The organism is Serratia nevei, assembly GCF_037948395.1.
Classification (GTDB): domain Bacteria; phylum Pseudomonadota; class Gammaproteobacteria; order Enterobacterales; family Enterobacteriaceae; genus Serratia; species Serratia nevei.
Genome location: NZ_CP149940.1, coordinates 2,615,736 through 2,629,659, shown reverse-complemented (window position 1 = coordinate 2,629,659; position 13,924 = coordinate 2,615,736). Strand labels below are relative to the sequence as shown.

The following is a 13,924-nucleotide window of genomic DNA, read 5'->3' as shown; positions in this document are numbered from 1 at the left end:
GGTCAGCGGATCCCGGCGGCAAAATGCCGGTTTCTGCTTTCTAAAGTTAAAGAACGGCAAAGTTATGGCGCCGCATCCCTGGCGCGTGAGCGTGCCAGCAGCGGCGGCACCACCAGGTACAGGGCGGCGGCCAACGCCCACACCAGCCCAGGCCAGACATCGCGCGTGGCGGCATACAGCGCCGTCGCCACCAGCGGCCCCGCGACGCCGATCAGGCTGCCCATGCTGGCGAGCGTCCCTTGCAGCTCGCCCTGATGATCGTCGTCCACCTTGTGCGCCATCAGCGCCTGCAGTGCGGGCAACGCCATGCCGCCCGCGGCGAAGAACGGCAGCAGGGCGAACGGCGCCCAGCCGCGCGTGGCGACAGACAACAGCGCCAGGCCCACGGCGTCGGCGGCCAGGCCGATCAGCAGCGCCTTGCGCTCGCCGAGCCGCGCGACCAGCGGGCCGATGGCAAAGGCCTGCGACAGCGCGTGGCAGGCGCCGTAGCCGGCCAGCGACAGGCCCGCCACCATCATGCTCCAGCCGAAACGATCCTGACCGTATAAAATCCACAGCGTGGCCGGCGCCTGCGAAACCAGCGCCATAACCAGATAAATGCCGGCCAGCGGCAGCAGGCCAGGCTTGCCGTGCAGCCGGCGCAATGACGAGAAGGGATTAAGGCGAATTTTCTCGGCGGCGCGGGGGCGGGATTTACGCGATTCGGGCAGCAGGAAAAACGCCATCACCAGGTTGAGGGCATTCATCATCGCCGCCGCCAGGAAGGGCGCATGCAGATGCCATTCGCCCAGCGATCCGCCGAGCAGCGGGCCGACGATAAAGCCGACGCCGAACACCGCGCCCACCAGGCCGAAACGCCGAGCGCGCTGGCCGGCGGGGGTAATATCGGTGACGTAAGCGGTGGCGACCGCCATGTTGGCGCCGGTGATGCCCGCCAGCAACCGCCCCAGATAGAGCCAGGCCAGCGTCGGCGCGAACGCCATCAGCAGGTAGTCGGCCGCCGCGCCGGCAAGCGAAATCAACAGCACCGGCCGCCGCCCGAAACGATCGCTCAGCGCGCCGAGGATCGGCGAAAACAGGAATTGCATCAACGCAAAGGCCGCCAGCAGGGCGCCGTAATGCACGCTGCCGGCATCGAGACCGCCCAGCGAGCGCAACAGCGCCGGTAGAATAGGCATGATCAGACCGATGCCCACCGCATCCAGCAACACCGTCAACAAAATAACCAGCATGGGTTTTTTCAAAATTGTGACTCTAACAGTGATAGAGTATGGAGTATTCCACAGTTACCCTATCAGTGATAGAGAGATGAGCGAAAAAAATACTGCGGCGCGTTTAACGCGTGAAACGGTCCTGCGCGGGGCGCTGGCGTTACTGGATGACATCGGCATCGATGCCCTGAGCACCCGCCGCCTGGCGCAGCATCTGGGCGTGCAATCCCCCACGCTCTATTGGCACTTCAAAAACAAGGCCGAGCTGCTGAAGGCGATGGCGGAAACCATCATGTTGGACCACCGCGAAGAGGTGCCCGCCGACATGCCCTGGCAGGCCTGGGTGACCGCCAATGCGATCAATTTCCGCCGCGCGTTGCTGGCTTACCGCGACGGGGCGCGCCTGCACGCCGGCACCCGGCCGCAGGAACCGCAGTTCGCCATCATCGAGGCCAAGGTGGCGCTGCTGTGCCGGGCGGGCTTTACGCCGGAACACGCCGTTAATCTGCTGTTCGCCGTCGGGCGTTTTGTGGTGGGTTGGGTGCTGGAAGAGCAGCAAATGCAGCCCGATGATGCGCTGAACGAAGCCGATCGCCGGCGCTACCCGCTGCTGTGTGGAGGCTGGGAAAAGCTGCAGGACAAGGGGGCAGACGCGTTGTTCGAAGCCGGCCTCCGGCTGTTGGTTGACGGCGCCGAGGCCGCGTTGACGAACGCCAATAATCACGGCGCGCAATCATAAAACCAGGCTTATCTATAGGAAATTTATAGAAAATACCCACTTTTCGTTAAAGCCATGGCGGCTACATTCCCTTAACATTATCAAGTCTTTTGATGGTAATTATTAGCACGCTGCACAATTATTCATCGCAGTGATGTTACGGATTAAATCCGTTTGCTTAAGGGATAGTTTCACCATGGAAATCAACGTTAACGGCCGGGTGGTTCCACTCGGCGACATCTCGCCCGACACCCCGCTGCTGTACGTTTTACGCAACGATCTGCAATTGAACGGCCCCAAATACGGCTGCGGCCTGGGGGAGTGCGGCGCCTGCACGGTGCTGATCGACGGCGTCGCCGCACGCTCCTGCTCAATGCCGCTGTCCGCCGCAGGAAAAAAATCCGTCACCACGCTCGAAGGCCTGAGTACACCGGAGGCGCTGCATCCGGTGCAGCAGGGGTTTATCGATGAGCAGGCGGCGCAGTGCGGTTACTGCACCAACGGCATGATCATGACGCTGGTCGCGCTGTTCGAGCGCGAGCCGGAGGCGGACGAACAAACCATCAAGAAAGAGCTGGCCTACAACCTGTGCCGCTGCGGCACGCATATCGAGATCCTGCATGCCGCCGAGCGCGCCCGCGATCTGCTGGCCGCGCGGAGGCAAGCATGAGCCGCCTCGAACTGACCCGCCGCCAGCTGCTGCAGGCCGGCGGTGTGGTAATGGTCAGTAGCCTGCTGCCCGCACCGTTTAACGCCTTCGCCGCCGAGGCGGTTGCATCGCCCGCCGAGCTGCCGCTGGATCGGGTGGACAGCTTTATCAGCCTCACCGCCGACGGCCGGGTGACGGCGTTCAATGGCCACGTCGATCTGGGCACCGGCATTCGCACCGCGCTGGCGCAGATCGTCGCCGATGAAATTTGCGTGCCGTTCGAGCAAGTCACGATGATCCTTGGCGATACGCAACGCACGCCGGATCAGGGGCCTACCATCGCCAGCGCCACCCTTCAGGTGACGTCGGTGCCGCTGCGACAGGCGGCGGCGCAGGTGCGGCACCTGCTGACGGCGCTGGCGGCCAAAGCCTTCGAACTGCCGGCCGAACAGCTGACGGCGGCGGCGGGGCAGGTATTTGTGACCGGGAACCCAGGGCGATCGCTGAGCTATGCGCAGCTGGCGAGCGGGCAAAATCTGCACGTGATGCTGGATAAAAACGTGCAGCTGAACAGTGAACGGCAGAACCAGTATGTGGGCCGCGCCGTGCCCCGGGTCGATATTCCGGCCAAGGTCAGCGGTGGGCTGACCTACGTACACGACCTGCGCTTGCCCGGCATGCTGCATGGCCGCGTGGTGCGCCCGCCATACGCAGGCGCCGACAGCAGCGCGCCGTTGGGCAGTGGCCTGCTGTCGGTGGATAAAAGCTCGATCGCGCACCTGCCGGGCATCGTGAAACTGGTGGTGATCAACGATTTCATCGGCATCGTGGCCGAGCGCGAGGAGCAGGCAATCGCCGCCATGCGCCAACTGAAAACCACCTGGCAACCCTGGGCCGGATTGCCGGATCTGTCGCTGGAAGCGCTGCCCGCCGCACTGGAGGCCAATCCGAAAACCGACCGCGTGCTGCGCGACGACGCGGGCACGGACGCCGCGTTGGCATTGCTGCATACCGAAGTGCAGGCCGACTATGTCTGGCCTTACCATCAGCACGCCTCGATCGGCCCTTCCTGCGCGGTGGCGGAGGTCAAAGACGGGCGGGCGCAGGTGTGGTCCGGCACGCAAAACCCACACGATCTGCGCAAAGATATCGCCAGGCTGCTCGAGCTGCCGCCTGGGCAGGTGCACATCACCCGCATGGAGGCTTCCGGCTGCTATGGCCGCAACTGCGCCGACGACGTCTCGGCGGACGCGGCGCTGCTGGCACGGGCCACCGGCCGACCGGTGCGCGTGCAGCTGATGCGCGAACAGGAATCCGGTTGGGAGCCGAAGGGCACCGGCCAGCTGATTCGGGTGCGCGGCGGCCTCGATGCGCAAAACCGGGTGGCGGCCTACGAATTGAAAACCAGCTATCCCTCCAACAATGCCGTGACCTTGCCGCTGGTGTTGACCGGCAAAGTGGCCAACCGGGCCGACGTGCAGCAGATGGGCGATCGCACCGCCATTCCGCAATACGAGTATCCGCACATGCGGGTCGTCTGCCAGGACGCCGCGCCGATCGTGCGGGCTTCGTGGATGCGCGGCGTTTCGGCGCTGCCCAACGTGTTCGCCCATGAGTCCTGGATCGACGAGCTGGCCTGGCGCGCCGGCGAGGATCCGATCGCGTTTCGTTTGCGCTATCTGAACGATCCGCGTGCGGTGGCCTTGATTGAAGCCCTGAAACGGCAGGCGAACTGGCAAGACGGCCCGGCGCACCGGGCGCGCGCCGCCGGCGCCGAAGTGGTGAGCGGCCGGGGCTTCGCCTACGCGCGCTATTTCCACAGCAAGTTCCCCGGCTTCGGCGCCGCCTGGGCGGCCTGGGTGTGCGATCTCAGCGTCAACCGCCGCTCCGGGCAGATCACGCTCGATAAAATCTTCGTGGCGCATGACTGCGGCCGCATGATCAACCCGGCCGGGGTGCGCCATCAGGTGCACGGCAACATTATCCAGTCCGCCAGCCGGGTGCTGAAAGAGTTTGTGACCTTCAACGAGACGGGGGTGACGTCATTGGACTGGGGCGGCTACCCGATCCTGCGCTTCGACGAACTGCCGCAGATCGATATCCAGCTGATCGACCGTCCGGAGGAAGCGCCGATGGGCGCCGGAGAATCCGCCTCGGTGCCGAGTGCCGCGGCGATCGGCAACGCGCTGTTTGACGCGCTCGGCGTGCGGCTGCGCGAGGTGCCGTTTACGCCGGCGCGGGTGCTCGCCGCGCTGCGCGTTCAGGCCGGCCATTAACCCCCCGTAACGAACAAGGACAGCAAAGATGAGTAAGATGAAAAAAATCGTCGGGTGGGGTGGCTTCACGGCGATCGCCGTTGTGGTGGCCGGCGTTGTCGCCAGCTGGCAACCGGAAATCGCGCCGCTCGCCGCCGATGCGACGCACAGTTTCAGCGAGGCGCAGATCGCGCGCGGCAAAACGCTGGCCGATCTCGGCGATTGCGCGGTGTGCCACACCCGTTCGGGCGGTGAGCGCAACGCCGGCGGGTTAGCGATGGAGATCCCCTTCGGCACCATTTACACCACCAACATCACGCCGGACGTAGAAACCGGCATCGGCAGCTGGAGCTACGCGGCGTTTGAACGTGCCATGCGCCACGGCGTCGATCGCCAGGGCCGCTACCTTTACCCGGCGTTTCCCTATACCGCTTTTACCCGCACCCGCGACGACGATCTGCAGGCGCTGTACGCCTACCTGATGTCGCAGCCGCCGGTCAACTCCCGGCCGCCGGCCACCGAGCTGCACTTTCCGTTCAATATCCGCCAGGGCATCTTCGCCTGGAACCTGCTGTTCCTGACGCCGGGCGCGATGCAGGAAGACCCGGCCCAAAGCGCCGCCTGGAACCGCGGCGCTTATCTGGCCGAAGGGCTGGGGCACTGTAGCGCCTGCCACTCGCCGCGCAACGTGCTGTTCGGCGAGAAAACCGGTAGCGACCACCTGGCCGGCGGCGTGGCGGAAGGCTGGACGGCGCCGGCGTTGACCGGCCGCTCGCCTGCGCCGCTCGATTGGACGCAGCAGGATCTGGTCGATTTTATGCGTACCGGCTACTCGGCCAACCACGGCGTGGCCGCCGGCCCGATGGCGCCGGTGATCGAAGAAGGGTTGTCCCGCTTGCCGCAGGCCGATCTGCAGGCGATCGCCGTCTATCTGCGCAGCTATCATCCTGAAACGGCGGCGAGCGCGACGGCGGCCGCGTTGAATGCTCAGGCGGAACGGCAGGTGGAGCCCCTGAGCTCGCAAGGCGCGCGGCTGTTTTCCGGCGCCTGCATGGCTTGCCATGCGCAGGAAAAAGGCGCGCAGATGGCAGGAGTGCGGCCGTCTCTGGCGCTGAACACCAACCTGTTTGCCGAGGCGCCGGACAACGCCATTCGCGTGGTGCTGGATGGCATACAGCGGCCGGCGAACGCCGAACTGGGCTATATGCCGGGCTTCCGCCATAACCTGGATGACGTGCAGATCGCCATCCTGCTCAACTACCTGCGGCAGCACTACGCCGGTCAGGCGCCGTGGCCCGATCTGGCGGCGCAGGTCGGCCGCCTGCGCACCGAAACCGCGCAGAAATAGCCGCCGAGGGCTGGACAGGCGCGCCGCGTTGGCGACAATAGGGCCTTTCACATGGACAGAGGCAGTAAAATGAATACGTTAGACGCAATCCGCCAGCGCCGCGCCACCAAGCAGTTCGATACGCAGCACGTGATGACGCTCGAAGAGAAAAAAGCGTTGCTGACTATCGCGCTGCAGGGCGCACCCAGCGCTTTTAACCTGCAGCACTGGCGCCCGCTGCTGATCGAAGATCGCGCTCAGCGCGAGAAAATTCGCGAGGCGGCGTGGGGGCAGGCGCAGGTGACCGACGCATCGATGCTGGTCGTGCTGTGCGGCGATCTGTCGAGCTGGGAGTCACAGGTAAAAAACGTTTGGGCCGAGGCGGCGGAGCCGGTACAGCAGTTCATGATCCCGGCCGTCGATCAGTATTATCGCGGTAAGCCACAGGTGCAGCGCGACGAAGTGATGCGCAGCAGCGGGATCTTCGCCCAGACGCTGATGCTGGCGGCCAAGGCGCAGGGCTACGACTCTTGCCCGATGGACGGGTTTGATTTCGACGCCGTGGGCGAAATCATCAACAAACCGGCGCACTATCAGATCGCGCTGATGGTCGCCATCGGTAAGGCGGCGGGGCAACCTTATCCGCGCATCGGCAAACTGCCGTTCGACGACGTGGTAAAAACCGACCGTTTCTGATCTGAACGGTGAATGACAAAAGGGAAGGCTTGCGCCTTCCCTTATTTTTTTGCGACGCACAGTTCGTTCCAGTAGCTGAAACGGATGCGCCGTTGCAGGCGGTGATGCCACATAGAACACTCCTTCTACCCTACACGGTTTAAATAAATAGCACCGCGCCGGGCGCAAGACGAATGCCTTATTGTGCATAGCTTGCCCGCCGGATGGGATTAGCGGTATTTATTGACGTTGGCCACGGCGGAATCTAAAGACGTTACCTTATATTTCCAATAGGTTATTTTATTGGCCTGCGCTGCGCCCACCGCACCGAAATAGGTTTGCCACGCCGTGGCGCTGGTCAACAAATCGCTAAACATCTGCCCCAGGTCGGTCACGCTCCAGACGGTACGGTAGCCTTTCACCGCAGAAGGCGCCGGCGGCGTATGTTGAACATAGCCGCCAACCGAATACCGGTTCTCGTAGGCCATAAATACGGTGTAAACCCGTCCGTGCGGCGCCGTATGCTGGTACCAGGGGATCACCACAAAATGGTGGACGGGCGGGCCAATCATGAAATGCCAAACGGCGGTTTCCGAGTTCGCCCCAGAGAACCCCAGCGCGATATTGATATTCTTTTGCATGTCACGGTTATTTTCGATCGTGGTTCCGGCCCCGCTATCGTCCTGCGTTTTGCCATAAACGGCCCGGCTCATTTGGGCGGGAACGCCAGGGCAATTATTTATTGCCATCAGAGAATTATTGCTGACGATGGCATTGATTAATGTCTCACCGGTATTGCTCATATTGATATTTCTCCACACGCAAGGTAAATATTCTAATTATTTTCATGCTTAATAATTAGAATGGATTAAATAGGCTGAGTGGCGGCATCGATAATAAGGTTAGACATAAAACGCCCTCGGTATTCGTTTATGCTCATTTATTTTTCTGTCTCACGACGGCAGGCTCGGCTGCTGTTGAGATTGAATGGCGTTTATAAAACATCATGCCCGCCGCGGCGCCCAGGATCGCCAGCGTGCCCAGCAGCTGCAGCAGGCTGAGGCGGTGGCCGAACACCGCCCAGTCCACCACGATCGCCACCGCCGGGTAGATGAACGACAGGGCGCCGACCAGGGCCGTGGGGATCTTCTGAATGGCGCCATATAGCAACGTGGACATCAAACCGGTATGCACCAGGCCGAGGGTCGCCAGCAGCAGCCAGTCGAGGGGGGCCGCAGGCGGCGTAGCCAGGCCGGCGAACGGCGCCAGCGCCAACGCGCCGACGGTCAGCTGAATCAACACGATCAGCTGCGGCGGCAGCGCGGCCAGCTGTTTGACGATCGCCGCCGCAATGGCGTACATCAGGGCTGCGCCCAGCGCCAGCGCCACGCCAAGCAGGTAGCCATCGCCGCTGCCGCCGTTTTGCCGGCCGGCGACGATCAACACCACCCCCGCGAACGCCAGCAGAAGCCAGCCCAGCCGATCGGCCGTCAGTTTTTCGCCGAACAGCAGCGCCCCCAGCGCCACCAACATGAACGGCTGAACGTGGTAGGTGACGGTGGCGACAGCGATCGAAGCATGCTGATAGGCGGCAAACAGCAGCGTCCAATTGAGCACCAGGGCGATCCCCCCCAGAATGGCGAAGGCCAGCTGGCGGCGGTTGATCGCGCCTTGTTTCAACTGACCGAGTGCGGCGCAGGTCGCCAGCATGGCCAGCGCGCCGAACGCGCAGCGCCAAAACACCACCGTCGCAGGCGGCTGCCCCAAAACGAGCACCGGCCACCCCACGGTGCCGGAGATGGTCATGGCGAGGATCATTTGCACTGCACCGCGCGTTTTCGTTTTCATGTTGTTTCCTTCGTTGCCTGGCCGTACTTGTGGTGAAGCGGCTTAATCATTAAAATGAACAATCGAACATTATGATGAACACTAACACGAGTGTTCGTCAAGCCGAACAAATGGATGGCATAGCGAACAATGAGTGACGATCGGATGCAGAACATCACGCCTATCGGCCTGCTGTCGGCGGCAATCCGCCGCGAGCGGGAGCGGTTGAACCTGTCGGTGACCGAACTGGCGAAGCGAGCGGGCATCGCCAAATCCACGCTGTCGCAGCTGGAAGCCGGCAGCGGCAATCCCAGCCTGGAAACGCTGTGGGCGCTGGCGATGGCGCTGGACGTGCCGGTCAGCCGGCTGATTTCACAGCCGAGCAGGCAGGTGCAAGTGATCCGCGCCCATGAAGGTACGCCGGCGCTGTCGGAGCAGGGCAACTACGCCGCCACGCTGCTGGCCACCTGCCCGCCGGGGGCGCAGCGCGACATTTACCGGCTGCGGGTGCAGCCCGGCGAAGCCAAACTTTCCCGGCCGCATCCCCCCGGCACCGTCGAGCATGTGATCATCAGCAGCGGGCGGGCACGCCTCGGGCCGGCGGACCAGCCGCTGGAGCTGAGCGCCGGCGATTACATCAGCTACTCCGCCGATCGCGAGCACGTTTTCGAGGCGCTGGAGCCGGAGACCACCGCCGTGATGCTGATCGAACAGGGGTAGCCCCGGCGTTGAAGGTCCGTTTATTGAAAATGATTCTCAATTATATTAGTGTGCCCGCCTGTTTTGACGCCGGGACGGGCGCGTAGCCCGGCGTCGCCGTTTATTGCCCTTCAAGGACCGAAGATGAAAATCGCTATTCCTTCCCTGCTGTTATTCGCCGGTTTGACGGCAACGCACCCGGCCACCGTGTTGGCCGTTGCACCGCCCGCCGCGGCGGATCAGGGCCAGAACGACACGGCCAACAACGATTTCAGCTTCGTACGCTATCGCGCGGATTACCGCGTCAACGCCAACGCCACCAACGTGAAAACGGAAAGCTACGAAATGCTGCTGAAGACCAAGGCGGCGGTCGAGAAATTCAGCCAGATCCGCCTGAGCTACAGCGAAAAAATGGAAACGCTGGAGGTGGTCGCCGCCTACACGCTGACCGCCGACGGCCAGCGCCACGACGTGGCGCCCGATCGCATCTATACCCAGGAAAGCTACTCCAGCGCCACGGCGCCGCTGTATGCCGACCGCAAAGTGCGCGTCATCGTGTTCTCCAACCTGGCGCCGGGATCGCGCGTGGTGTATGAGCTGCGCCGCACGCAAAACACCCCGTATTTCCCCGACTATTTCGGCCTGTGGGAGACGTTCAGCGTTTTCGACCAGTTCGACGACGCCGAAGTGACGCTGCAGGCGCCGGCCAGGCTGCCGATGCATATCTTCACGCGCGGCGTGGAAGGTGGGGACCAGCCGCAGATCCGCGACGGGCAGGCGCACTGGCGCTGGCATTATTCGCGTAGCGCGCCGATGAAATCACAAAACTGGGCGGCGGACAGCTGGACCTTCAGCCCGACCATCATGGCCAGCACCTACCGCGAGTGGCCGCAGCTGGCCAAGGCCTACCAGCTGAAGGCCGGCGCGGCGGCGCAGGTGACGCCGGGCATTCAGGCGCTGGCGGACAACATCACCGCCGGCATCAGCGATCGGCGCGAGCAGGCGGAGGCGCTCTATCGCTGGGTGGCGCAAAACATTCGCTACGTGGCGGTGTACCTGGGCAACGGCGGGCTGGAGCCGAATTCGGCGCAGAGCATTCTCGACAACCACTACGGCGACTGTAAGGACCACGTGGTGATCCTGGAGGCGCTGCTCGCCGCCAAAGGCATTGCTAGCTCGCCGGTGCTGATCGGCATGGACGAAGGCCCGTTACTGCCTAAGGTGCCGCTGCTCAGCCGCTTTAACCACGCCATCACCTACGTGCCGGAATTCAAACTGTACCTGGACTCCACCAATCCGTGGGCGCGGTTCGGGCAACTGCCGGAAGGCGACCTGGGGGCACCGGTGCTGCTGACGCGCGACGCCAAGCTGGCGCGCACGCCGGGCAGCGACGAGCAGCCGGTCAAGAGCGCGCTGAGCGTCGATTTCGTGTTCGACAAAGCGGGCAATCTGCACGGGCAAACCGAGCGTCGGCTGAGCGAAGTGGAAGAGATTGACCTGCGGGGCTACTTCTCGCAGATCAACCGGCAGAACCGGGCGCAGGCCGAAGCGTCGATCATGTCCGCCTCCGGCATCGACGGCAGCGGCGAGGTGGCGATGAACAGCGATCCGCTGGATCTCAAAAAACAGTTCGGTTACCGCTTCCGCTTCAAGGCGGACGACTACGTCGATTTCAGCGTAGTGGGCGGCATGACGCTGCCGAATCCGCCCGGCGGCAAATCGTTCCGCACGCTGTATACCACCACGGCGGCGCCGGGCAACGAAACGCCGTTCTACTGCAGCGCACAGCGCTACGACGAAACCTACCGTCTGCAGCTGCCGGCCAACGTGCCGATCATCGCCATTCCGCAAGACAGGCAGTTCCGTAATGCGGCGGGCGACTATCGCGTGGCGTGGCGACGCGACGGGCAGCAGGTGATCGTCAATCATCAGCTGCAGGTGAACGCCATTCGCGGCAAGGAAGCGCTGTGCCAGGCGCAGGATTACCCGGCGTTCCGCGAGCTGTTCCAGCAGGTGCGGCGCGGTTTCCGCGGCCAGGTGGTGTACGGCGAATTAGCCAACGGAAAATAAGCTGCTGCCCGTAGCTGGATAAAAAAATGGCCCCCAAACAGACAAGAGTTTGGGGGCCCGTAGAGTTCCCTCTACGCGATGTTGACCTCGCGCACCTCTTTGGATCTCAGCGTCACGCGGATCGGCACCGATTTGTACGAAGGCGTGCCGCTTTCCTCATCGATGTAATGCAGCGGCACCAGCACGTTGGCCTCCGGATAGTAGGCGCCGACCGAACCGGCTGAAATGTTGTAGGCGATCACCGTGATGCCCTCCAGGCGTTGAGTGCAGCCGGGCAGCGCCGTTTCCAGGTCGACGACGTCGCCATGCTCCAGCCCCAAACGTTGCAGATCGCTGTCATTCATGAACAAGACGTCGCGCCGGCCGAAAACCCCGCGGTAGCGATCATCCAGAGCATAGATGGTGGTGTTGTACTGATCGTGGCTGCGCAGCGTAATCAGCCGCAGCGTTTCTTGGTCTGGGACAGTCTCGTCTTCATGCAGCCCGCTGAACACGGAAAACATCGCTTTGCCCGTCGGCGTCGGCCACCGGCGCTCGGTTGGCGGCAACGGCATGCGGAAACCGCCCGGCTGGCGGATGCGCGCGTTGTAATCGTCGAAGCCAGGAATGGTTTTTTCGATCAGATCGCGGATCACATCGTAATCTTCAATCAGCTCATCCCAGGGCACCTTGCTGGCGGGCATCACCGCTTTGGCCATGCCGGCCACGATGGCGGGTTCCGAACGCAGCAGTTCCGACGCCGGTTTGAGTTTACCGGACGAGGCATGCACCATAGACATCGAATCCTCCACCGTCACCGATTGCCGCCCGCCGGCCTGCAGATCCAGCTCGGTGCGCCCCAGGCAGGGCAGAATGAGGGTTTGTTTCGCCACCAACAGATGGCTGCGGTTGAGTTTGGTGCCGATATGCACGCTTAATTTCAGCGCCTTCATCGCCGGGAAACTCTGCTCGGGGTCCGGCAGCGCCACGGCGAAGTTGCCGCCCAGGCAGATCAACGCCTTCGAAGTGCCGTCGATCATCGCCTGCATGCATTTCACGGCATCATGGCCGTGGGCTTTGGGCGGCGTGAAGCCAAACACCGTTTCCAGCTTCGTCAGAAAATCGGCCGAGGGTTTTTCGGTGATGCCGACGGTACGGTTGCCCTGCACGTTGGAATGGCCGCGCAGCGGGCAGATGCCGGCGCCCGGTTTGCCGATGTTGCCACGCAGCAACAGCAGATCGGCGATCAGACGCACGTTGGCGGTGCCTTTATTGTGCTGCGTAATGCCCATGCCGTAGGTCACGATGGTGGCGTTAGATTTTGCGTAGGCGGCGGCGACCTGTTCCAGATCCCGGCGCGCCAGGCCGCTCTCCGCTTCGATAGCCTCCCAACGCGTAGCCGCCAGATCGGCGGCGAAAGCGGCAAATCCTTCCGTGTGCTCGGCAATAAAGGCATGATCCACGGCATTACCCTGTGTTTCATCCAGTTGCAGCAGCGCCTTGGCGATGCCTTTCAGCGCTGCGGCGTCGCCGCCGGCTTTGACCTGATAGTAGGTTGAAGCGATAGGGGTCGAACTGTAGGTCGCCATTTCGATGACGTTTTGCGGATCGGTGAAACGCTCGAGCGCCCGCTCGCGCAGCGGGTTGAACACGATGATCGGCACCTTTTTGCGCGCCAGTTCATGCAGCGTGCCCATCATGCGCGGATGATTGGTGCCCGGATTGTGCCCGATGGAGATAACCAGCTCCGCGCTGTCAAAGTCATCCAGCGACACGGTGCCTTTGCCGATGCCGATCGACTGCGGCAGGCCTACGCTGGTCGGCTCATGGCACATATTGGAACAGTCGGGGAAGTTATTGCTGCCAAATTCCCGCGCAAACAGCTGGAACAGATAGGCCGCCTCATTGGACGCCCGGCCGGAGGTGTAAAACTCCACCTGCTCCGGCGGCAGGGTTTGCAAGACGGCGGCGATGCGTTGAAACGCCTCGTCCCAGGCCAGCGGGCGTAGGGTATCCGTCCCGGCGTCATAGAACAAAGGGGTTGTCAGGCGGCCATAGTCTTCCAACTGATAATCGGTTTTCTGCAGCAGCGACGTTACGGTGTTTTGCGCCAGAAACTCGGGCGTCACGCGCTTACTGGTCGCTTCCCAGGTCACGGCTTTGGCGCCGTTTTCACAGAACTGGAAGGTGGATCGATGTTCTTTATCCGGCCATGCGCATCCCGGGCAATCAAACCCGTCGGGCTGGTTGGTGCGCATCAGCGTCACCGGCGCTTCTAAGGTGTCCATTTGCGTGCGCACGGCGATGGCCGTCGCTTTCAGCGCGCCCCAACCGCCGGCGGGCCCATCGTAGGGATGAACCCCGGGTACTGCTCGTCTTTTCGCCATGTTGCTTGCCTCCGACACCGCTTACGATAAATGCAGGTGATTGATTTACTATGAATATTATCTTTATCGTTCAAGACGGACCGCAGGAGCCGTCGCCGTTAAGCGCGGGCCTGTCGATTCAGTATAG

General features: G+C 62.7%; 11 protein-coding genes. 7 read left to right on the top strand and 4 right to left on the bottom strand.

What is annotated here, in order from left to right; translation table 11 throughout:
- Nucleotides 1-62 precede the first annotated feature (62 nt).
- Nucleotides 63-1,244, bottom strand: a complete 1,182-nt coding sequence (tet(41), locus tag V8N38_RS12670) for a tetracycline efflux MFS transporter Tet(41) (protein ID WP_147839936.1) — start codon at nt 1,242-1,244, stop codon at nt 63-65.
- Between the two features lie 64 nt (nt 1,245-1,308).
- Between tet(41) and tetR the strand changes: the two genes are divergently transcribed.
- From tetR to V8N38_RS12645, 5 genes are all read left to right on the top strand, one after another.
- Nucleotides 1,309-1,950, top strand: a complete 642-nt coding sequence (gene tetR / locus V8N38_RS12665; protein ID WP_060418801.1) for a tetracycline resistance transcriptional repressor TetR — start codon at nt 1,309-1,311, stop codon at nt 1,948-1,950.
- A gap of 175 nt (nt 1,951-2,125) precedes the next feature.
- On the top strand, nt 2,126-2,599 hold the full coding sequence (locus tag V8N38_RS12660; protein WP_147839937.1) for a (2Fe-2S)-binding protein: 474 nt from the start codon (nt 2,126-2,128) through the stop codon (nt 2,597-2,599).
- Complete coding sequence (locus V8N38_RS12655; RefSeq protein WP_147839938.1) at nt 2,596-4,854, top strand: xanthine dehydrogenase family protein molybdopterin-binding subunit; 2,259 nt, start codon at nt 2,596-2,598, stop codon at nt 4,852-4,854. Before V8N38_RS12660 ends, V8N38_RS12655 begins: the two co-directional genes overlap by 4 nt.
- Before the next feature lie 28 nt (nt 4,855-4,882).
- The gene (locus V8N38_RS12650) at nt 4,883-6,181 is read left to right on the top strand and encodes a c-type cytochrome (RefSeq protein WP_147839939.1); all 1,299 of its coding nucleotides are present in this window, start codon (nt 4,883-4,885) and stop codon (nt 6,179-6,181) included.
- A 69-nt stretch (nt 6,182-6,250) separates the two neighbouring features.
- Nucleotides 6,251-6,856 (top strand): nitroreductase family protein, encoded by a 606-nt coding sequence (locus V8N38_RS12645; protein ID WP_038871554.1) that lies wholly within the window; start codon nt 6,251-6,253, stop codon nt 6,854-6,856.
- Between the two features lie 209 nt (nt 6,857-7,065).
- Here V8N38_RS12645 and V8N38_RS12640 read toward each other — a convergent pair whose 3' ends face one another.
- Both V8N38_RS12640 and V8N38_RS12635 read right to left on the bottom strand, forming a co-directional pair.
- Entirely contained in the window at nt 7,066-7,638 is a 573-nt protein-coding gene (locus V8N38_RS12640; protein ID WP_060418809.1) for a hypothetical protein, read from the bottom strand.
- A gap of 133 nt (nt 7,639-7,771) precedes the next feature.
- Nucleotides 7,772-8,683, bottom strand: a complete 912-nt coding sequence (locus tag V8N38_RS12635) for a DMT family transporter (protein ID WP_147839940.1) — start codon at nt 8,681-8,683, stop codon at nt 7,772-7,774.
- 129 nt (nt 8,684-8,812) lie between these two features.
- Here V8N38_RS12635 and V8N38_RS12630 point away from each other — a divergent pair, with 129 nt between their 5' ends.
- Nucleotides 8,813-9,382 carry a helix-turn-helix domain-containing protein gene (locus tag V8N38_RS12630; RefSeq protein ID WP_047730677.1) on the top strand — a complete coding sequence of 190 codons (570 nt, stop codon included), beginning with the start codon at nt 8,813-8,815 and terminating at the stop codon, nt 9,380-9,382.
- A 123-nt stretch (nt 9,383-9,505) separates the two neighbouring features.
- Complete coding sequence (locus V8N38_RS12625; protein WP_147839941.1) at nt 9,506-11,431, top strand: DUF3857 domain-containing protein; 1,926 nt, start codon at nt 9,506-9,508, stop codon at nt 11,429-11,431.
- 71 nt (nt 11,432-11,502) lie between these two features.
- Here the strand turns inward: V8N38_RS12625 and V8N38_RS12620 are convergent, their stop codons facing one another.
- On the bottom strand, nt 11,503-13,797 hold the full coding sequence (locus V8N38_RS12620; RefSeq protein ID WP_147839942.1) for an FdhF/YdeP family oxidoreductase: 2,295 nt from the start codon (nt 13,795-13,797) through the stop codon (nt 11,503-11,505).
- Nucleotides 13,798-13,924 lie beyond the last annotated feature (127 nt).